General features: G+C 60.3%; 33 protein-coding genes. 4 read left to right on the forward strand and 29 right to left on the reverse strand.

Going from position 1 to position 19,072, the window contains the following annotated elements:
* Position 1 precedes the first annotated feature (1 nt).
* Positions 2-874 (reverse strand): DUF817 domain-containing protein, encoded by an 873-nt coding sequence (locus DMY87_RS19200; protein WP_110793246.1) that lies wholly within the window; start codon positions 872-874, stop codon positions 2-4.
* 52 nt (positions 875-926) lie between these two features.
* Between DMY87_RS19200 and DMY87_RS19205 the strand changes: the two genes are divergently transcribed.
* The 4 genes from DMY87_RS19205 (at position 927) to DMY87_RS19220 (ending at position 3,660) form a co-directional block, all read left to right on the forward strand.
* On the forward strand, positions 927-1,337 hold the full coding sequence (locus DMY87_RS19205) for a ribosomal maturation YjgA family protein (RefSeq protein ID WP_110793247.1): 411 nt from the start codon (positions 927-929) through the stop codon (positions 1,335-1,337).
* Positions 1,338-1,430: 93 nt separating this feature from the next.
* Entirely contained in the window at positions 1,431-1,868 is a 438-nt protein-coding gene (locus DMY87_RS19210) for a YciI family protein (RefSeq protein ID WP_110793248.1), read from the forward strand.
* A 6-nt stretch (positions 1,869-1,874) separates the two neighbouring features.
* Positions 1,875-2,303 carry a VOC family protein gene (locus tag DMY87_RS19215; RefSeq protein WP_110793249.1) on the forward strand — a complete coding sequence of 143 codons (429 nt, stop codon included), beginning with the start codon at positions 1,875-1,877 and terminating at the stop codon, positions 2,301-2,303.
* A 4-nt stretch (positions 2,304-2,307) separates the two neighbouring features.
* Positions 2,308-3,660: an RNA polymerase sigma factor gene (locus tag DMY87_RS19220; RefSeq protein ID WP_245408978.1), complete on the forward strand. Its 1,353-nt coding sequence runs from the start codon at positions 2,308-2,310 to the stop codon at positions 3,658-3,660.
* Between the two features lie 96 nt (positions 3,661-3,756).
* Here DMY87_RS19220 and rplQ read toward each other — a convergent pair whose 3' ends face one another.
* The 28 genes from rplQ to DMY87_RS19360 all read right to left on the reverse strand — a co-directional run.
* The gene (gene rplQ / locus DMY87_RS19225; RefSeq protein ID WP_054158119.1) at positions 3,757-4,179 is read right to left on the reverse strand and encodes a 50S ribosomal protein L17; all 423 of its coding nucleotides are present in this window, start codon (positions 4,177-4,179) and stop codon (positions 3,757-3,759) included.
* A 116-nt stretch (positions 4,180-4,295) separates the two neighbouring features.
* The gene (locus DMY87_RS19230) at positions 4,296-5,306 is read right to left on the reverse strand and encodes a DNA-directed RNA polymerase subunit alpha (protein ID WP_062282933.1); all 1,011 of its coding nucleotides are present in this window, start codon (positions 5,304-5,306) and stop codon (positions 4,296-4,298) included.
* 97 nt (positions 5,307-5,403) lie between these two features.
* On the reverse strand, positions 5,404-5,793 hold the full coding sequence (gene rpsK / locus DMY87_RS19235) for a 30S ribosomal protein S11 (RefSeq protein WP_015915761.1): 390 nt from the start codon (positions 5,791-5,793) through the stop codon (positions 5,404-5,406).
* Between the two features lie 129 nt (positions 5,794-5,922).
* Positions 5,923-6,291, reverse strand: coding sequence for a 30S ribosomal protein S13 (gene rpsM, locus DMY87_RS19240; protein ID WP_062282930.1), 369 nt, complete (start codon positions 6,289-6,291; stop codon positions 5,923-5,925).
* A 228-nt stretch (positions 6,292-6,519) separates the two neighbouring features.
* Complete coding sequence (locus DMY87_RS19245; RefSeq protein WP_110793250.1) at positions 6,520-7,170, reverse strand: adenylate kinase; 651 nt, start codon at positions 7,168-7,170, stop codon at positions 6,520-6,522.
* Positions 7,167-8,507, reverse strand: coding sequence for a preprotein translocase subunit SecY (gene secY, locus DMY87_RS19250; RefSeq protein WP_110793251.1), 1,341 nt, complete (start codon positions 8,505-8,507; stop codon positions 7,167-7,169). Before secY ends, DMY87_RS19245 begins: the two co-directional genes overlap by 4 nt.
* A gap of 238 nt (positions 8,508-8,745) precedes the next feature.
* Complete coding sequence (gene rplO, locus DMY87_RS19255; RefSeq protein ID WP_110793252.1) at positions 8,746-9,225, reverse strand: 50S ribosomal protein L15; 480 nt, start codon at positions 9,223-9,225, stop codon at positions 8,746-8,748.
* Between the two features lie 16 nt (positions 9,226-9,241).
* The gene (gene rpmD, locus DMY87_RS19260) at positions 9,242-9,451 is read right to left on the reverse strand and encodes a 50S ribosomal protein L30 (RefSeq protein WP_006728669.1); all 210 of its coding nucleotides are present in this window, start codon (positions 9,449-9,451) and stop codon (positions 9,242-9,244) included.
* A 14-nt stretch (positions 9,452-9,465) separates the two neighbouring features.
* Entirely contained in the window at positions 9,466-10,035 is a 570-nt protein-coding gene (gene rpsE / locus DMY87_RS19265) for a 30S ribosomal protein S5 (protein ID WP_110793253.1), read from the reverse strand.
* Between the two features lie 143 nt (positions 10,036-10,178).
* Entirely contained in the window at positions 10,179-10,541 is a 363-nt protein-coding gene (rplR, locus tag DMY87_RS19270) for a 50S ribosomal protein L18 (RefSeq protein WP_110793254.1), read from the reverse strand.
* 12 nt (positions 10,542-10,553) lie between these two features.
* A complete protein-coding gene (gene rplF / locus DMY87_RS19275) occupies positions 10,554-11,087 on the reverse strand; it encodes a 50S ribosomal protein L6 (RefSeq protein WP_110793255.1) in 534 nt (177 codons plus the stop codon).
* Between the two features lie 44 nt (positions 11,088-11,131).
* Entirely contained in the window at positions 11,132-11,530 is a 399-nt protein-coding gene (gene rpsH, locus DMY87_RS19280; protein ID WP_062282905.1) for a 30S ribosomal protein S8, read from the reverse strand.
* A 12-nt stretch (positions 11,531-11,542) separates the two neighbouring features.
* Positions 11,543-11,848, reverse strand: coding sequence for a 30S ribosomal protein S14 (rpsN, locus tag DMY87_RS19285; RefSeq protein ID WP_110793256.1), 306 nt, complete (start codon positions 11,846-11,848; stop codon positions 11,543-11,545).
* 33 nt (positions 11,849-11,881) lie between these two features.
* Complete coding sequence (gene rplE / locus DMY87_RS19290; protein WP_110793257.1) at positions 11,882-12,439, reverse strand: 50S ribosomal protein L5; 558 nt, start codon at positions 12,437-12,439, stop codon at positions 11,882-11,884.
* Positions 12,432-12,740: a 50S ribosomal protein L24 gene (gene rplX / locus DMY87_RS19295; RefSeq protein WP_110793258.1), complete on the reverse strand. Its 309-nt coding sequence runs from the start codon at positions 12,738-12,740 to the stop codon at positions 12,432-12,434. Before rplX ends, rplE begins: the two co-directional genes overlap by 8 nt.
* 14 nt (positions 12,741-12,754) lie before the next feature.
* The gene (rplN, locus tag DMY87_RS19300) at positions 12,755-13,123 is read right to left on the reverse strand and encodes a 50S ribosomal protein L14 (RefSeq protein WP_003495199.1); all 369 of its coding nucleotides are present in this window, start codon (positions 13,121-13,123) and stop codon (positions 12,755-12,757) included.
* Positions 13,124-13,352: 229 nt separating this feature from the next.
* Positions 13,353-13,589: a 30S ribosomal protein S17 gene (gene rpsQ / locus DMY87_RS19305; protein WP_062282893.1), complete on the reverse strand. Its 237-nt coding sequence runs from the start codon at positions 13,587-13,589 to the stop codon at positions 13,353-13,355.
* Positions 13,590-13,602: 13 nt separating this feature from the next.
* Positions 13,603-13,803 carry a 50S ribosomal protein L29 gene (rpmC, locus tag DMY87_RS19310; RefSeq protein ID WP_110793259.1) on the reverse strand — a complete coding sequence of 67 codons (201 nt, stop codon included), beginning with the start codon at positions 13,801-13,803 and terminating at the stop codon, positions 13,603-13,605.
* 11 nt (positions 13,804-13,814) lie between these two features.
* Positions 13,815-14,228: a 50S ribosomal protein L16 gene (gene rplP / locus DMY87_RS19315; protein ID WP_009109534.1), complete on the reverse strand. Its 414-nt coding sequence runs from the start codon at positions 14,226-14,228 to the stop codon at positions 13,815-13,817.
* Between the two features lie 39 nt (positions 14,229-14,267).
* Positions 14,268-14,999, reverse strand: coding sequence for a 30S ribosomal protein S3 (gene rpsC, locus DMY87_RS19320; RefSeq protein WP_110793260.1), 732 nt, complete (start codon positions 14,997-14,999; stop codon positions 14,268-14,270).
* Positions 14,999-15,388: a 50S ribosomal protein L22 gene (gene rplV, locus DMY87_RS19325; protein ID WP_062282888.1), complete on the reverse strand. Its 390-nt coding sequence runs from the start codon at positions 15,386-15,388 to the stop codon at positions 14,999-15,001. Before rplV ends, rpsC begins: the two co-directional genes overlap by 1 nt.
* 2 nt (positions 15,389-15,390) lie before the next feature.
* Positions 15,391-15,669: a 30S ribosomal protein S19 gene (rpsS, locus tag DMY87_RS19330; RefSeq protein WP_062282885.1), complete on the reverse strand. Its 279-nt coding sequence runs from the start codon at positions 15,667-15,669 to the stop codon at positions 15,391-15,393.
* 15 nt (positions 15,670-15,684) lie between these two features.
* Positions 15,685-16,521, reverse strand: a complete 837-nt coding sequence (gene rplB, locus DMY87_RS19335) for a 50S ribosomal protein L2 (protein ID WP_110793261.1) — start codon at positions 16,519-16,521, stop codon at positions 15,685-15,687.
* A gap of 17 nt (positions 16,522-16,538) precedes the next feature.
* Entirely contained in the window at positions 16,539-16,832 is a 294-nt protein-coding gene (locus DMY87_RS19340) for a 50S ribosomal protein L23 (RefSeq protein WP_062282880.1), read from the reverse strand.
* Positions 16,829-17,449 carry a 50S ribosomal protein L4 gene (gene rplD / locus DMY87_RS19345; RefSeq protein WP_110793262.1) on the reverse strand — a complete coding sequence of 207 codons (621 nt, stop codon included), beginning with the start codon at positions 17,447-17,449 and terminating at the stop codon, positions 16,829-16,831. Before rplD ends, DMY87_RS19340 begins: the two co-directional genes overlap by 4 nt.
* Positions 17,450-17,462: 13 nt before the next feature.
* On the reverse strand, positions 17,463-18,101 hold the full coding sequence (rplC, locus tag DMY87_RS19350) for a 50S ribosomal protein L3 (protein ID WP_110793263.1): 639 nt from the start codon (positions 18,099-18,101) through the stop codon (positions 17,463-17,465).
* A 173-nt stretch (positions 18,102-18,274) separates the two neighbouring features.
* Positions 18,275-18,583, reverse strand: a complete 309-nt coding sequence (gene rpsJ, locus DMY87_RS19355; protein WP_009109911.1) for a 30S ribosomal protein S10 — start codon at positions 18,581-18,583, stop codon at positions 18,275-18,277.
* Between the two features lie 376 nt (positions 18,584-18,959).
* A partial coding sequence (locus tag DMY87_RS19360) for an EF-Tu C-terminal domain-related protein (protein WP_133253043.1) occupies positions 18,960-19,072 on the reverse strand: 113 nt, incomplete at its 5' end.

Below are 19,072 nucleotides of genomic sequence, written 5' to 3' on the forward strand. Positions count from 1 at the left end.
CCTACTGCGGAATGTAGATCTTTTCCCGGATGTGCTTGAGCGAGGCAACGATGGTGAAGGTCATGATCACCAGGAGCGTCCACGAACTCCACTTGCCGAGATGGACCGTCGACCAGGCGCCGATCTGATTGGGATAGTACCAGATGGCGAAGAAGGTCGAGAGGTTCTCGGCCAGCCAGATGAAGAAGCCGATCAGGATGAAGGCGAGGATCAGCGGCATGCGGCGGTCGCGATCAAAGGGACGGTAGACGACGGTTGCCCGGGCATAGAGACCGATCGCCAATGCCGCGATGTACCAGCGGTAATCCCCGATATAATGGTGGGTAAAGAAGTTCCCGTAGATCGCCAGCGCCACCAGGGTCGCCATCCAGTACGGTGGGTGATGGCGGATCCGCACATGCAGCAGGCGCCAGGCCTGGATGATGTAGCTGCCGACGGCGGCATACATGAAGCCGGAGAAGAGCGGTACGCCGAGCAGCTTGGTATAGGCGAAATCGGGATAGGACCAGGACTGGATGGCGCCTGAGGTCTTGAAAACCTCCAGAGCGAAGCCGACGAGGTGAAAGAGGCAGATTGCCTTCAGCTCGTCCAAAGTCTCGAGTTTGGCCCAGACCATCCAGACCTGGATCGCAATCGCGATCAAGAGCAGCAGATCGTAGCGCGGAACGCCGAAAAGGCCCTCGCGGGGCATGACGAAGATCGAGACGAAGAAGGACCCGGCAAAGAGGCAGGCACGGGCTTCCTTGATACCGAACAGAAGAAATTCCACGCAGAAGCGGCGGATACCAGAAAGCGCAGGGGCCGGCGGCGGATCGATCAGGAGACGGTCGATGCCGTCGAGGCTGATGCGATCTCTTGAAGTCAGCGTGCTCATTCCCCCTCCCTTCGGCCCTTGTCTTTTGCCGGCCTGCCGGTAGACACGCGGCATGACCGGATCAAACGTCATTCTGAAAATGCGCCTTTGGCGGCTGCTTGCGGCGCTCGCGACCATTGCCGTGGGAATCACCCTGCGGCTGACCGGTTACGAGGTCGGCTTGCCCTATGGACTGGTCAAATATGGCGGTTCGATGCTCTGGGGGGCGATGGTGTTTCTGCTGGTGGCGGCCGCCCTGCCCCGCCGGCTGCGGCTGGCGACCGGGCTTGCCTGCGCAATCTCGCTCGCCGTCGAGCTCCTCCGGCTCTACCATGCTCCCTGGCTCGACGCTTTTCGGCTGACGCTTGCAGGCGCCTTGCTGCTGGGGCGTATCTTCTCGCTGTGGAACATTCTCGCCTATCTGATCGGCATCGCACTTGCCGGCTTTCTGGACCACCGCCTCCGCCATCGGCATCGCCACTAATTTTTTTTCTCTCCCGTGTCGAAACCTGCCATGCTCATCCGTTGAGGGGATAGGACCGGACAAGGCGGTCCGGACAACAAGAGGAGAGAAGTCATGCGTGTGATGGTCTTGGTGAAGGCGACGGAAGACAGCGAAGAAGGCATCATGCCGCCGCCGAAACTGTTCGAGGACATGGGCAAATTCAACGAGGAGCTGGTGCAGGCCGGCATCATGCTGTCCGGCGACGGCTTGAAGCCATCCAAGATGGGCAAGCGGGTGGCCTTTGACGGGCCGGACCGCCGGGTCATCGACGGGCCGTTCGCGGAGACCCGGGAGCTGGTTGCCGGCTACTGGATCTGGGAGGTCAAGGACATGGACGAAGCGGTCGCCTGGGTGAAGCGTTGCCCGAACCCGATGCTGGGGCCGAGCGAGATTGAAATCCGTCCCTTCTACGAGATGGAGGACTTTGCCGAGATCGCCACGCCCGAGGGCCAGGCGAGCCATGATCGCGCCGCCGAAGGCCTTGCAGCCCAGCAGAAAGACAGGGGTTGAGACCGCATGAGCAAGATGATCTTCGTCAACCTGCCGGTGACCGATCTCGGCGCTTCAACGCGCTTCTACGAGGCGCTGGGGGCAACGCGCAATCCGCATTTCTCCAACGAGAATGCGGCCTGCATGATGCTGACGGACACGATCGGCGTGATGATCCTGACGCATGACTATTACCGCAACTTCACCCAGCGGCCGATTGCCGATGCCAAGGCGACGAGCCAGATGCTGCTCGCGGTGACGGTCGGTGAACGGGCGGAGGTGGATCGGGTCCTGGAGGCTGCCAGCGCCAAGGGTGGGCGGGCCGATCCGAACCCGGCGCAAGATCATGGGTCGATGTTCAGCCGGTCGGTCGAGGATCCGGACGGGCATGTCTGGGAGATCTTCTGGATGGATCCTGCGGCCGTACCCGGCGACAGCTCGACCGTCGACGCCTGAGGCCATGGCCGGCGTTGACCGCACGGGCAAGGTGTCCATACTCCTGACCATGACACGAGATGGACAGGCACCGGCTCATCCTGGCGGCAAGAGCCAGGACGCCATGGAGACGACCGCACGGGATATCGAGGCGATCTTTCGCCTGGAGCGGGTCCGGCTGATTGCCGGGCTCGCACGGCATGTGGGCGACATCAGCCTGGCCGAAGACCTGGCGCAGGACGCGCTGATGGCTGCCCTTGGTGCCTGGCCCCGGACAGGAACGCCGCCCAATCCCGGCGGCTGGCTGATGACGACGGCGAAACGTCGGGCCGTCGACCTCTGGCGGCGGCGCCGGATGATGGCGCGGTACGAGGCAGCGATCACGCATGAGATCGAGGCCGGGCAGAGCGACGCCCATGCAGCGATCGAGGCACGGCTCGACGACACGATCGGTGACGAGCGGCTGTCGTTGATCTTCACCGCCTGCCATCCGTTGCTTTCCCACGACCAGCGCACGGCGCTGACATTGAAGATCATCGCCGGCCTGACGACGGAGGAAATCGCGCGCGCCTTTCTCTCCCAGGAGACGACGGTGGCGCAGCGGATCGTCAGGGCCAAGAAGATCCTGCGTGACGGCGATGTCGCGTTCGAGGTGCCGCTTGGCGAGGAGCGCGCGGCACGCCTCGGCTCGGTGCTGGAGGTGATCTATCTCATCTTCAACGAGGGATATGCCGCAAGCCGGGGTGAGGATCTGATCCGGCCGCAGCTTTGTCAGGAGGCGATGCGGCTGGGGCGCATCCTGGTGGGGCTGGCGCCGGAGGAAGCGGAGGCGCATGCCCTGCTCTCGCTGATGGAGCTTCAGGCCTCGCGCTTCAAGGCACGGGTCGGCGCGGATGGTCGCGCGCTCACGCTCGAGACGCAGAACCGCGGGCTCTGGGACAGGTTGCTGATCCAGCGCGGGCTGGCGGGGCTGGCGACTGTAACCAGGCTTGGCGGTGAAGATGGCGTTTATGCGCTGCAGGCGGCACTTGCAGCGGTGCATGCGCGGGCGGCGAAGTTTGACGATACGGACTGGCACAGAAGTGCCGCGCTCTACGATCGGCTGCTGGAGCGCCTCCCCTCGCCCGTCGTGGCGCTGAACCGGGCGGTGGCCCATGCCATGGCGTTCGGACCGGAGACGGGGCTGGCGCTGCTGGAGGAGATTGAGGAGGAGCAGTCGCTGGCGGGCTACGCGCCGCTCCCTGCGGCCAAGGGAGACTTCCTCATGCGATCGGGGCGCATGGCCGAAGCGCGGGCAGCGTTCGCGCGGGCGGCCGGGTTGAGTGGGAATGCCGCAGAGCGGGCGTTTCTGATGAGCCGCGCCGAGGCCTGCGGGTGAAGACTCTGAGGGCCGCCCGTCACGCAAACGGAAGACAGCAAAAAGCCGGGTGATCGCTCACCCGGCTTTTTTCGTCCTTCCCTTACGGGAGGAAACTTACGCGGCTTCAGCTTCGGCTTCAGCGGCGACGCGGGCCTTGTCGGCTGCGCCCTTGGCGTCGACGTCGCGTTCAACGAACTCGATGACGGCCATGGCAGCGTTGTCGCCCTGGCGGAAACCGGCCTTCATGATACGCAGGTAGCCGCCGTTGCGGGTTGCGTAGCGCGAAGCGATGGCGTCGAACAGCTTGGCGACGACGGCAACGTCGCGGATCTGCGAGATCGCCTGGCGGCGAGCATGCAGGTCGCCGCGCTTGCCGAGGGTGACGAGCTTTTCGACGATCGGGCGAATTTCCTTCGCCTTCGGCAGGGTGGTCACGATCTGCTCATGCAGGATGAGCGAAGCCGCCATGTTGGCGAACATCGCCTTACGGTGGCTGGCGGTACGGTTCAGCTTGCGGCCGGCTTTCTGGTGGCGCATTGCTATTCTCCTTTAAGTGCAGGCTCTGTCTCAGAGGCTGCCGTTTCCTGACACATACGGGCATTCGCCCGCAGTTTGACGGGGAAAGGCAGATCTAGAGGCTGCCTTCACTGTTATTAATACTGGTCTTCGTAACGCTTCGCGAGATCTTCGATGTTCTCGGGCGGCCATGCCGGTACTTCCATACCGAGGTGCAGGCCCATGGAAGCGAGAACTTCCTTGATTTCGTTGAGCGACTTGCGACCGAAGTTCGGCGTGCGCAGCATTTCTGCCTCGGTCTTCTGGATCAGATCGCCGATGTAGACAATGTTGTCGTTCTTCAGGCAGTTCGCCGAACGGACCGAAAGCTCCAGTTCGTCGACCTTCTTGAGCAGAGCCGGGTTGAAGGCGAGTTCGGTAACCGACTCTTCTTCGACTTCCTTCTGCGGCTCGTCGAAGTTGACGAAGACGCCGAGCTGGTCCTGGAGAATGCGGGCTGCGAAAGCAACTGCATCTTCACCGGTGACCGAACCATCGGTTTCGATGGTCATCAGCAGCTTGTCATAGTCGAGAACCTGTCCTTCGCGGGTGTTTTCCACCTTGTAGGACACCTTCTTGACCGGCGAGTAGAGGCTGTCGACCGGGATCAAGCCGATCGGAGCATCTTCTGCGCGGTTACGCTCGGCCGGGACGTAACCCTTGCCGTTGTTGACCGTGAACTCCATGCGGATTTCCGCACCTTCGTCGAGGGTGCAGATGACATGGTTGGGGTTCAGGATCTCGATGTCGCCGACCGTCTGGATGTCACCGGCGGTAACCACGCCCGGACCCTGCTTGCGGACAACCATGCGCTTGGCATCGTCGCCGTCCATCTTGATGGCGATTTCCTTGATGTTCAGGACGATGTCGGTGACATCTTCGCGAACGCCTGGGATAGACGAGAACTCGTGCAGAACGCCGTCGATCTGGACAGCGGTAACCGCTGCACCCCGAAGCGACGACAGGAGAACGCGACGCAGAGCGTTGCCGAGCGTCAGGCCGAAGCCACGCTCGAGCGGCTCGGCGACGAGGGTCGCCTTGGTGCGGCCGGAGGAGGAAAATTCCACCTTGTTCGGCTTGATCAGTTCCTGCCAATTCTTCTGAATCATGATTTTACCTTCCGTTCGCCATCACCATTCAATCGTGACGGCCGAATATGAGAAGCACCGGGAAGGCGAACCGCCTGCCCGGCAAGACGAAGAATGATTAGACGCGACGCTTCTTGCGCGGACGGCAGCCATTGTGTGGGATCGGCGTCACGTCGCGGATGGACGTGATCATGAAGCCGGCAGCCTGGAGGGCGCGCAGAGCGGATTCACGACCCGAACCCGGACCGCAGACTTCCACTTCGAGAGACTTCATGCCGTGTTCCTGGGCCTTCTTGGCGCAGTCTTCAGCAGCGATCTGGGCCGCGAACGGGGTCGACTTACGCGAACCCTTGAAGCCCTTTGCACCAGCAGACGACCAGGCAATCGCGTTGCCCTGTGCGTCGGTGATGGTGATCATCGTATTGTTGAAGGTCGAGTTGACGTGCGCTACGCCCGACGAGATGTTTTTACGTTCGCGACGGCGAACGCGTGTGGCTTCCTTGGCCATGGTCTTCCTTTCAGTTGATCTAAGCACCGCCGTAATGCCAGCGGCTACACCAATCGAGGCAATAGGATTTAGGCAGTAGCCAGTAGTATCCCTACTGCCCACTGCCTATTGCCAACTGCCTCGAAAAAATTACTTCTTCTTACCAGCGATCGCCTTCGCCGGGCCCTTGCGGGTGCGGGCGTTGGTGTGCGTGCGCTGACCGCGAACCGGCAGGCCGCGACGATGACGCAGGCCGCGGTAGCAGCCGAGGTCCATCAGACGCTTGATGTTCATCGCGGTATCGCGACGAAGATCACCTTCGACCTGGTAGTCGCGGTCGATGGTTTCGCGGATGGCCAGAACTTCGGCGTCGGTCAGCTGGTGTACGCGCTTTTCAGCGGGCAGGCCGACCTTTTCCATGATTTCCTGTGCAAACTTCGGTCCGATCCCGTGAATATAGGTCAGCGCAATAACAACGCGCTTCGCAGTCGGGATGTTGACGCCAGCGATACGTGCCACGCCTATTCTCCTTGCTTCCAGTTGCCATCCGGCAAGTGGTGTCTCGTTACACGGCCCGAATGAGCCGCAATTACAAATCGGGTTCTCAACACGTCAAAACGATCGAACCCGGTCTTCCGTCTCAGGAAGAACGCGCCGATCGCAGTCATGTCGCGAGTTGGCGCGGTCTTTAGCGGAATCAGTCGACAAAAGCAACCGATGCCACGAAGATTCTTGGAACCGCCCGGGTCAGACCCGGGCGAGGATGGCTTCGATCTCGGCCGTGACGGCATCGATCTCGCCCATGCCGTCGACCGAATGCAGCTTACCCTTGGCGTGGTAATAACCGATCAGCGGCGATGTTTCCTTGTAGTAGGCCTGGAGACGAGTACGGACCGTCTCCCTGTTGTCGTCGGGGCGGCGCTTGAAATGCGTGGAACCGCACTTGTCGCAGACACCCTCAACCTTCGGCTTCAGGTTTTCGTCGTGATAACCGGCGCCACAGTTGGCGCAAGTGTAACGACCGGCGATTCGATCCGCCAGGATCTCGTCGTCGACGCGGATCTCGATGACCGCCGACAGGTCGATATTCTTGCCGGACAGCATGGCTTCGGTCGCGTCGGCCTGGACCAGCGTGCGCGGGAAGCCGTCGAGGATGAAGCCATTGGCGCAATCGGGCGCATCAATGCGCTCGGACACGATGGCGATGACGATCTCGTCAGAAACCAGCCTGCCGGCGTCCATGACGGCCTTGGCGCGCTTTCCGACCTCCGTGCCGGCGGAAACCGCTGCACGAAGCATGTCACCGGTGGAAAGCTGCGGGATGCCGTGCTTCTCCACGATCCGCTGGGCCTGGGTCCCCTTGCCCGCGCCCGGCGGTCCTAACAGAATCAGTCTCATCGTCCCCTCTTTCCTCCACGCAGCTTCGACTTCTTGATCAGGCCTTCATATTGCTGGGCGATCAGATGTCCCTGGATCTGTGCTACAGTATCAAGGGTGACGCTGACAACAATCAAAAGCGACGTACCACCAAGGGCTAATGGGATGCCGGTGCGTGCGATGAGGATTTCGGGAAGAATGCAGACGAAGACGAGATAGATCGCGCCGATGACCGTGATGCGGGTCAGGACGTAATCGATGTATTCAGCCGTGCGGTCACCGGGGCGGATGCCCGGGATGAAGCCGCCATGTTTCTTCAGGTTGTCGGCCGTGTCCTTCGGGTTGAAGACGATGGCCGTGTAGAAGAAGGCGAAGAAGGCGATCAGAGCCGCATACATCAGCATGTAGACCGGCTGGCCGTGGCTGAGGGACGCGATGATGGTCGTTGCCCAGCCCGGCATCTGCGAGCTGCCAGCGAAGCCTGCAGCCGTTGCGGGCAAAAGCAGCAGCGAGGATGCGAAGATCGCCGGGATGACGCCCGAGGTGTTCAGCTTCAGCGGCAGGTGCGAGGTGTCGCCCTGGAACATGCGGTTGCCGACCTGACGCTTCGGATACTGGATCAGAAGGCGACGCTGGGCGCGCTCGACGAAGACGATCAGCGCGATGACGCCGATGGCGACGATTACGACTGCGAAGATCAGGAAGGTCGAGAGCGCGCCGGTACGGCCGAGTTCGAGCGTGTGGGCGATCGCGGTCGGGAGACCTGCGGCAATGCCCGCGAAGATGATCAGCGAAATGCCGTTGCCGATGCCGCGCGAGGTGATCTGCTCACCGAGCCACATCAGGAACATGGTGCCGCCGAGCAGCGTCAGTACGGTCGAGATCTTGAAGAAGATGCCGGGATCGACAACGATTCCCTGGCCGGATTCCAGACCCACCGCGATGCCATAGGCCTGCAGGGCGCCGAGCAGAACGGTGCCATAACGGGTGTACTGGTTGATGATCTTGCGGCCCTGCTCGCCTTCTTTCTTGAGATTCTCGAGCGCCGGCACGACCGAGGTCATGAGCTGCACGATGATCGAGGCCGAGATGTAGGGCATGATGCCGAGGGCGAAAATCGCCATGCGCTGGACAGCGCCACCGGCAAACATGTTGAAGAGGCCGAGAATGCCGCCGGACTGGCCCTGGAAGGCCGCCGCATAGGCTTCGGGATTGAGGCCAGGCAGCGGAATATGCGTGCCGAGGCGATAGACCAGCAATGCGGCCAGGGTGAACCACAGACGCTTCTTCAGATCTTCCGCCTTGGCGAAAGTCGAGAAGTTGAGGTTCGAGGCCAGTTGTTCCGCTGCAGAAGCCATGAAATTCTCCGCAAACCTTGACCGGCAACGCGACTTTCGCGGCCGTAGGCTATTCGTTCAAACTGTTTTTCAGAAAACAGGGCGCGGGGAGAAGTTGGCCAGCAACCGCATGCCTCACACCCTTGTTTTCCAGATGACCCGGAAGACGAAACGACGTCCATTCCGTCCTGGGATCGTGAGGCTCACATATGGGAGCAAAATCGCCCGGTGTGAAGCACCCCGGGCGATTGTCAGTCACTTATTCAGCGGCTTCCTTGACTGCTTCGAGCAGCTTGATGGAACCGCCAGCCTTTTCGATCTTCTCGACGGCGGCCTTGGAGGCACCGGCGACTTCGATCGTGAGCTTGGCCTTCAGGTCGCCATCGGAGAGAACGCGAACGCCGTCCTTGGCGCGGCGGATCACGCCGGCTGCCTTGAGCGAAGCGGCATCAACCGTTGCCTTGGCGTCGAGCTTGCCAGCATCGATCGCGGTCTGGATACGGCCGAGCGAAACGGTGACGTATTCAGATGCGAAGATGTTGTTGAAGCCGCGCTTCGGCAGGCGACGATAGATCGGCATCTGGCCGCCTTCGAAGCCGTTGACGGCAACGCCGGAACGAGCCTTCTGACCCTTCACGCCGCGACCACCGGTCTTGCCCTTGCCCGAACCAATACCGCGACCTACGCGGATACGGTCCTTGGAAGCGCCTTCGTTGTCTTTGATTTCATTCAGTTTCATGATGACTTCCCCCGTCTCACTTCTCGTCGACGACGCGAACGAGATGCTGGACAGCACGGATCATGCCACGAACGGAAGGCGTATCTTCCAGGGTGCGGACCCGGTGCATCTTGTTGAGGCCCAGACCGACCAGCGTTGCGCGCTGGACTGCCGGACGGCGAATGGGCGAACCGATCTGCTCGACCGTGATCGTCTTTGCTTCAGTCTTCTTCGTAGCCTTGGCCATGGTTCAGACTCCTCTTATTCTTCAGCTGCGTTGCCGGAGGCGGCGCGGCGAGCCTGCAGCGTGGCGTACTTCAAGCCGCGCTGAGCTGCCACATCCTTCGGATGCACCTGAGCCTTCAGGGCGTCGAACGTGGCGCGAACCATGTTGTACGGGTTCGACGAGCCAGTCGACTTGGCGACGACGTCATGCATGCCGAGCGTTTCGAACACGGCGCGCATCGGACCACCGGCGATGATACCGGTACCAGCCTTGGCGGCGCGCAGGAGAACCTTGCCGGCGCCATGACGGCCGTTTACGTCGTGATGCAGGGTGCGACCGTCACGCAGCGGAACGAAGATCAGTTCGCGCTTGGCGGCTTCGGTGGCCTTGCGGATGGCTTCCGGCACTTCACGTGCCTTGCCATGACCGAAGCCAACGCGGCCCTTCTGGTCGCCGACGACGACGAGGGCTGCGAAGCCGAAGCGACGGCCGCCCTTAACTACCTTGGCGACGCGGTTGATGGCGACCAGCTTGTCGACAAATTCGCTATCGCGTTCTTCACGGTTCTGGCGATCATCGCGCGAACCACGCTTTTCTTGTGCCATTGTCCTTTTCCTTTTTCTTTTCCGGGTGCAATCGGCAGATTACGCAAAGTTCCACCCTGCCCTGTCGGGTCAAGGTGGAATCCGGTGTGGCCGGCTCTATAGGCCGGATATCCGCCCGAGCGCAAGCCCGGGCGGAAACTTGATCAGAAGGAGAGACCGCCTTCGCGGGCCGCTTCTGCCAGGGCCTTGATGCGGCCATGATAGATGAAGGCGCCACGATCGAAGACAACTTCCTTCACGCCAGCCTTGGTTGCGCGCTCGGCAACCAGCTTGCCAACGGCAGCTGCTGCTGCGGTGTCGGCGCCGGTCTTGAGCTCGGCCTTCAGGCCGCCATCGAGGGTCGAAGCAGCCGCAAGGGTCTTGCCAGCGACGTCGTCGATGATCTGAGCGTAGATGTTCTTCGAAGAGCGATGTACCGACAGACGCGGACGGCCATTGGCCACCGCTTTGATCTGACGCCGTACGCGGTTCGCACGGCGAACAAGTGCTTCTTTTCTGCTTGCCATTTCGCGCGTTCCTTACTTCTTCTTGCCTTCTTTGCGGACGATCCGCTCTTCGGCATACTTGACGCCCTTGCCCTTGTAGGGCTCCGGACCGCGATATTCGCGGATCTCGGCGGCAACCTGGCCGACCTGCTGCTTGTTGATGCCGGACACGATGATTTCGGTCGGCTTCGGAACAGCGATGGAGATGCCAACCGGCGGCTCATAGACGACATCATGGCTGAAGCCGAGCGCGAGTTGCAGGTTCTTGCCCTGCAGCGATGCACGGTAACCAACGCCGTTGATTTCGAGCTTGCGCTCGTAACCGTCCTTGACACCCTTCAGGATGTTTTCGACCATCGTGCGGGACATGCCCCACTTGGAACGAGCATCCTTGGAGTCGTTGATCGGCAGGACGACAACAGCGTTGTCTTCGAGCTTCACGGAGATTTCGTCATTTGCGACGAAGAAGAGTTCACCCTTCGGGCCCTTGACGGAGACCTTCTGGCCTTCGACAGTGGCGGTCACGCCAGCCGGAACCGGAACGGGCTTCTTACCGATACGAGACATAGTTTTTATCCTGTCTGTTCGCTATGGAGTTCCCCTGCGCTGTCTTAGAAGACAGAGCAGAGAACCTCACCACCAACGTTCTGTTCGCGAGCCTGGTGATCGGCCATCACACCCTTCGGAGTCGAAAGGATGGTGATGCCGAGGCCGTTCGCGACCTGCGGGATGGACTTGACCGAGACATAAACTCGGCGGCCCGGCTTGGAGACGCGGCCGATTTCGCGAATGACCGAAGCACCTTCGTAGTACTTCAGCTCGATCGTGAGCTCGGACTTGCCATTGCCGTAATCGACCTGGCTGTAGCCGCGGATGTAACCTTCGGCCTGCAGAACGTCGAGAACGCGGGCGCGCAGGTTCGAGGCCGGGGTGTTAACCGAGCTCTTGCGGCGTGCGGCGCCATTGCGGATGCGGGTGAGCATATCGCCCAACGGATCAGTCATCGTCATTTGCGCGTCTCCTTACCAGCTCGACTTGACAATGCCCGGCACCTTGCCGGAATTGCCGAGGTCGCGGAGTGCGATACGGGACATGCCGAGCTTGCGATAAAACGCACGCGGACGGCCGGTCACTTCGCAACGGTTGCGGATACGGGTCTTGGAGCCATCGCGCGGCAGATCCGCCAGCTTCAATGTTGCCTTGAACCGTTCTTCAATCGAGAGCGACTGGTTCATAATGATCGCCTTCAGCGCGGCCCGCTTAGCGGCGTGCTGACCGACCAACTTGCGGCGGCGCTTGTTCTTTTCAACTGCGCTTGTCTTCGCCATATGGAAGTTCCTCTTCTACGCTCGTCGTTACGGTTACGTGCGGAACGGGAAGTTGAACTCTTTCAGAAGAGCCCGAGCTTCGTCGTCCGAGTTTGCCGTCGTGCAAACGATGATGTCCATGCCCCACATCTGATCAACCTTGTCGTAGTTGATCTCAGGGAACACAATGTGCTCCTTGATGCCCATGGCGAAGTTGCCACGGCCGTCAAAGCTTTTCGGGTTCAGGCCCCGGAAGTCGCGAACGCGCGGAAGCGCGATGTTGATCAGGCGGTCCAGGAATTCGTACATGCGGGCGCCGCGCAGGGTAACCTTCGCGCCGATCGGCATGTTTTCACGAACCTTGAAACCAGCGATCGAGTTGCGCGCCTTGGTGATGACCGGCTTCTGGCCGGCGATCGCAGCAAGGTCAGCAGCAGCAACAGAAGGCTTCTTGGAGTCGGCAGTCGCCTCGCCCACGCCCATGTTGATGACGATCTTGTCGAGCTTCGGAATCTGCATCTCGTTTGCGAACGAGAACTGCTCCTGCAGCGCTGCACGAATGCGCGTTACATACTCGGTCTTGAGCCGCGGCTCATACTTTGCCTCAGCCATCGATGACATCTCCCGAACGCTTGGCCACACGCACCTTCTTGCCGTCTACGACCTGGAAGCCAACGCGGGTCGGCTTGCCGTCCTTGCCGACGATGGCAATGTTGGACAGGTGAATGGATGCTTCCTTGTTGATGATGCCGGCTTCCTGCGTCTGTGTCTGACGCTGATGGCGCTTCACCATGTTGATACCACGCACTACGGCGCGATCTTCCTTCGGCAGGACCTGGAGGACTTCGCCAGTGCGGCCCTTGTCCTTGCCGGAGAGTACGACGACGTTGTCGCCCTTGCGGATCTTATTCATCGCTTCCCGCTCCCTTACAGTACTTCTGGAGCCAGCGAGATGATCTTCATGTGGTTCTTGGCGCGAAGTTCGCGCGGAACCGGTCCGAAGATACGGGTGCCGATCGGCTCTTTCTTGTTGTCGATAAGAACAGCAGCGTTGTTATCGAATCTGATGACGCTGCCGTCAGCGCGACGGATGTCCTTGGCGGTGCGAACGACAACCGCCTTCATCACATCGCCCTTCTTGACGCGGCCGCGCGGGATCGCTTCCTTGATCGAGACGACGATAATGTCGCCGACCGAAGCGTACTTGCGCTTGGAGCCGCCCAGCACCTTGATGCACATGACACGACGTGCGCCGGAATTATCCGCGACGTCGAGGTTAGTCTGCATCTGAATCATGTCAGGTCGCCTTCTTGTTGTAACCCGAACGGTTGGGCATACGCCCCCTATTCCGGCTTATGATAAATTTCGAGAGTGCGCGGGAAGATAAATACAGGGTGGTTTCCCATAAGGGACCTTCCGTGCGCTCAAAGCAAAAGAACGCCCGTAAGGGGGCGTTCCCAGCCAGTGGCCTGCTTCATACAAGATTCTGCGCAAGGTGCAAGCCCCTGCGCAGAATCTCGTCAAATTAAGCCTGGGCGGAGATAACCGTCCAGCACTTGTCCTTGGAGATCGGTGCGCATTCCTCGATGGAAACGACGTCACCGGTCTTGTACTGGTTGTTTTCGTCATGGGCCTTGTACTTCTTCGACCGGCGAACGGTCTTCTGAAGCAAGGGATGTGCGAATCGACGCTCAACGCGAACAACGACAGTCTTGTCGTTCTTGTCGCTGACAACTACGCCCTGCAGAATGCGTTTCGGCATATTCTTCTGGTCCTTAGGCCTTGGCTTCTGCCGCCTTCTGGCGGGCAATGGTTTTCACGCGTGCGATGTCACGACGAACTTCCAGGATACGGGAAGACTTCTCAAGCTGGCCGGTGGCCTTCTGGAAGCGCAGGTTGAACTGCTCCTTCTTCAGCTTGGCAAGCTCGTCGTTCAGCTGATCGGCGCTCATGGCGCGGACGTCTGCGGCTTTCATGGGCTCAATCCTCACTCTGCAATGCGCTGTACGAAGCGCGTCTTGACCGAGAGCTTGGCCGAACCGAGACGGAGCGCTTCGCGAGCGATCTCCTCGGATACACCGTCGATCTCGAACATCATTCGGCCGGGCTTGACCTTGCAAGCCCAGTATTCGACCGAACCCTTACCCTTACCCATACGAACTTCGGTCGGCTTTGCCGTGACCGGAACGTCAGGGAATACGCGGATCCATACACGGCCCGCACGCTTCATGTAGCGGGTGATCGCACGACGGGCTGCTTCGATTTCGCGAGCATTCACGCGGTTGGGTTCGAGAGACTTCAGGCCGAATTCGCCGAATGCCAGATCAAAACCGCCCTTGGCGACGCCCTTGATGCGCCCCTTGAACTGCTTGCGGTACTTTGTACGCTTTGGCTGCAACATTTTCTTACTTCTCCGAGCTTATCTTTCGCCAGCGTTCAATCAAGCGTTCTCGCGGCGACGGTCGCCACGATCACCGCGTTCACGGCTTGCCGGACCCTGGGCATCGCCCTCGAGTGCACGGCGCTCAGACGCCATCGGATCATGCTCAAGGATTTCGCCCTTGAAGATCCAGACCTTCACGCCGCAGATGCCGTAGGCGGTTTCCGCTTCCGACGTGCCGTAGTCGATGTCGGCACGCAGGGTGTGAAGCGGAACGCGACCTTCGCGGTACCATTCGGTACGCGCGATTTCAGCACCACCGAGACGGCCGGCGCAGGTGATCTTGATGCCTTCGGCACCCAGACGCATTGCCGACTGTACGGCGCGCTTCATGGCGCGACGGAAAGCGATACGACGCTCGAGCTGCTGGGTAATCGACTGGGCAACGAGGGTTGCGTCGATTTCCGGCTTGCGCACTTCAACGATGTTGAGGTGCGTTTCCGAGTTGGTCATCGACGAGATCTTCTTGCGAAGCTTCTCGATGTCTGCACCCTTCTTGCCGATGATCAGACCCGGACGAGCCGAGTGGATCGTGACGCGGCACTTCTTGTGCGGACGCTCGATGACGACCTTGGCGATGCCGGCCTGCTTGAGCTCTTCCATCAGGTAGGCGCGGATCTTCAGATCTTCGTGCAGCAGCTTGCCATACTCGGCATTGTCCGCGAACCAACGGCTATCCCAAGTGCGGTTGATGCCCAGGCGAAAACCTGTCGGATTGATTTTCTGACCCATTATGCGGCCTCCCCTTTGGCTTCGACTTCGCGCACGACGATCGTCAGGTGCGAGAACGGCTTTTCGATGCGCGATGCGCGGCCGCGGCCACGAGCGTGGAAACGCTTCATGGTGATCGACTTGCCAACATAGGCTTCGGCGACGATCAGCTGATCGACGTCGAGGTCATGGTTGTTCTCGGCGTTTGCGATGGCCGATTCCAGGGTCTTCTTGACCGTGCCGGCGATGCGCTTGCGGGAGAATTCGAGATCAGCGAGAGCGCGCTCGACCTTCTTGCCGCGGATGAGCGCGGCAACCAGGTTGAGCTTCTGGGGGCTGACGCGGATCGTGCGCGCAATGGCTTGCGCCTCGTTGTCCTTCAGCCGGCGTTCGGCTTTTGCCTTGCCCATCGTTACTTCCTCTTCGCCTTCTTGTCCGCACCGTGACCGTAGTAGGTCCGGGTGGGAGCGAATTCACCGAACTTGTGGCCGACCATGTCTTCGTTGACAGAGACGGGCACATGCTTTGAGCCGTTGTAGACGCCGAAAGTGAGACCGACGAACTGCGGCAGGATGGTGGAGCGACGGCTCCACATCTTGATCACTTCGCTACGACCGCCTTCACGAACCTTCTCAGCCTTCTTGAGAAGATAGCCGTCAACGAACGGGCCTTTCCATACTGAACGAGCCATTTCTGACTACCTCTCTTACTTCTTCTTCAGGTGGCGCGAGCGCATGATGAACTTGTCGGTCGACTTGTTCGAGCGAGTCCGCTTACCCTTGGTGGGCTTACCCCACGGGGAGACCGGGTGACGACCACCCGACGTGCGGCCTTCACCACCACCGTGGGGGTGGTCGACCGGGTTCATGACGACACCGCGGTTATGCGGGGTCTTGCCGCGCCAGCGGGTACGACCCGCCTTGCCATCATTGATGTTGCCGTGGTCCGGGTTGGAAACGGCGCCGACGGTGGCCAGGCAGGAGCCCGGGACCAGACGCTGTTCGCCGGAGTTCAGGCGAAGGATTGCCATGCCGGCATCGCGGCCGACCAGCTGAACATAGGTGCCTGCAGAGCGAGCGATCTGACCGCCCTTGCCCGGCTTCATTTCCACGTTGTGGATGATGGAGCCGACCGGGATGTACTGCAGCGGCATCGCATTGCCGGGCTTTACGTCGACAGCCTTCTCAGAGGCGATCACCTTGTCGCCAACAGCGAGACGCTGTGGAGCCAGGATGTAGGCCTGTTCGCCATCAGCATAGGTGATGAGGGCGATGAAGGCGGTGCGGTTCGGGTCGTATTCCAGACGTTCTACGGTGCCTTCGACGTCGAACTTGCGACGCTTGAAGTCAACGAGACGGTAGGTACGCTTGTGACCACCACCGATGAAGCGAGCCGTGATGCGGCCGAGGTTGTTACGACCACCGCTCTTGGACAGACCTTCCGTCAGCGCCTTGACCGGCTTGCCCTTCCAGAGGCCCGAGCGGTCGACGATGACCAGCTGACGCTGGCTCGGGGTCGTCGGATTATAGCTTTTCAATGCCATTGTTCTTGTTCCCTACCTCAGACGCCCGTCGACACGTCGATGGACTGACCTTCAGCGAGCGTAACGATCGCCTTCTTGACGTCCTTCTGCTTGCCGATGAAGCCGCGGAAACGCTTTGTCTTGCCCTTGCGGAGCAGCGTATTGACGGCGGTGACCTTGACGCCGAAGAGAGCCTCGACAGCAGCCTTGATTTCCGGCTTGCTGGCGCCCTTGGCGACGTTGAAGACGACCTGGTTGTTCTCAGACACCATGGTCGACTTTTCCGTGATCGACGGAGATACGATCACGTCGTAGTGGCGAAGATCCGTCATTTGAACCGCTCCTCCAGAGCTTCCACAGCCGCCTTCGACAGGACGAGCTTGCCGCGGCGCAGGATGTCATAAACGTTGATGCCCTGAACCGGCAGAACATCGATGTTCGGGATGTTTGCGGCTGCGAGCTTGAAGTTGCTGTCGATTTCGGCACCGCCGATGACGAGAGCATTGGTGAGGCCGAGCGAGGCGAAGGTGCCGACCAGGGTCTTGGTCTTGGCTTCGGCAGCAACCAGATTATCAACGATGATCAGGTCTTCCGACTTCAGCTTTGCCGACAGGGCGTGACGCAGAGCGAGTGCACGAACCTTCTTCGGCAGGTCATGGGCGTGGCTGCGAACAACCGGGCCATGAGCCTTACCACCGCCGCGGAACTGCGGAGCGCGGGCCGAATGGTGACGAGCACGACCGGTGCCCTTCTGCTTGTACATCTTCGCACCGGTGCGCGAGACTTCAGCGCGGGTCTTGGTCTTGTGCGTACCCTGGCGCTTCTTGGCCAGCTGGTAGCGGACCATGCGGGCAATGATGTCTTCGCGCGGCTCAAGGCCGAAGATTTCGTCAGACAGAGAAACCTTGCCGGCGTCTGTGCCCGAGAGGGTCTTGACGTTCAATTCCATGTGCTTGGCTCCCTTACTTCGACGACTTAACGGCGTCGCGGACGATGATCCAGGAACCCTTGGAACCGGGCACTGCGCCCTTTACCAGGATGAGACCGCGATCTTCATCAGTCGAAACGACTTCGAGGTTCTGGGTGGTGACGCGGGTCTGGCCCATGTGACCAGCCATGCGCTTGCCCTTCCAAACGCGGCCCGGATCCTGGTTCGAACCGGTCGAACCGTGCGAACGGTGCGAGACGGAAACACCGTGGGTCGCGCGCAGACCACCGAAGTTGTGGCGCTTCATGGCACCGGCAAAACCCTTACCGATCGTCGTGCCCGTGACGTCGACCAGCTGGCCGGCTTCAAAATGGCTCGCGGTCAGCTGTGCGCCGACATCGATGAGGTTTTCTTCGGAAACGCGGAATTCAACGAGCTTGGCCTTGGGCTCAACGCTCGCTGCTGCGAAGTGACCACGAAGGCCCTTCGTCGTGTTCTTGACCTTCGACGTACCGGCGCCGAGCTGAAGCGCGACATAGCCGTTCTTGTCGGCCGTGCGCTGAGCGACGACCTGTACGTTATCCAGACGCAGAACTGTAACCGGGACATGTTCGCCGGCGTCGTTATAGACGCGGGTCATACCCACTTTCTGTGCAATCACACCTGAACGCATTGGTTCATTCCTCTTGAGAGTCGCGGACGGGATCTCGCGATCCTGACCTTTCCTCTTTGTTTAAGGATTCCACTCCGGCCCTTCCGAACCTTCGGGTTTCCCGTTTCGAGAAGTCGTTGGCAGGTCTTGCCACGTACCTTCCTTGTTATTTCGGCTCTCGCCGGAATTCCTTCTTAGAGCTTGATCTCGACGTCGACGCCGGCAGCCAGGTCGAGCTTCATCAGCGCGTCCACGGTCTGGGGGGTCGGATCAACGATATCGAGCAGGCGCTTATGCGTGCGCATTTCAAACTGTTCGCGGCTCTTCTTGTCGACGTGAGGCGAACGGTTGACGGTAAATTTTTCAATGCGTGTCGGGAGCGGAACCGGGCCGCGGACGCTGGCACCGGTGCGCTTTGCCGTCTGCACGATTTCGCGTGTGGAGGCATCGAGAACCCGGTGATCAAACGCCTTCAGGCGGATGCGGATATTCTGGCCGTTCATTCGACTTGTCCTTGTTTCTTTTCTTGCGTCCCGCATACGCAGAGACAGTGAATTACCATGACTGGCCGGCCCCAAATTTTCAAAAATCACAGCGACATCATGGATGCCGCTGTCACTCTTCTATTCCTGAGGAGCCCTGCCGAACTCGACCCGTCACCAGGCCTTTGAAAACTGCAGCGCTGAGAATCCGCCGTGCAAATCACCGCGCGATTCTGATCGTGGCCGGCGACATACACCGCAAACGGCCTCTCGTCAATTGGTCACGCTGACCGAAATGCCGAGCTCTGCTTTCACTGCATCACTGGCTTGCGCCAGCTGCAGCTAGAAATGCGAAGCGGCCTCGGACCGGTAGCCCGAGGCCGCTTCCCGTAATCGATTACTCGATGATCGAGGCGACGATGCCGGCGCCGACGGTACGGCCACCTTCGCGGATCGCGAAGCGCAGCTTTTCTTCCATCGCGATCGGAACGATCAGCTCAACCTGAACCG

It is taken from the genome of Peteryoungia wuzhouensis, from assembly GCF_003205195.1.
GTDB lineage: Bacteria > Pseudomonadota > Alphaproteobacteria > Rhizobiales > Rhizobiaceae > Allorhizobium > Allorhizobium wuzhouense.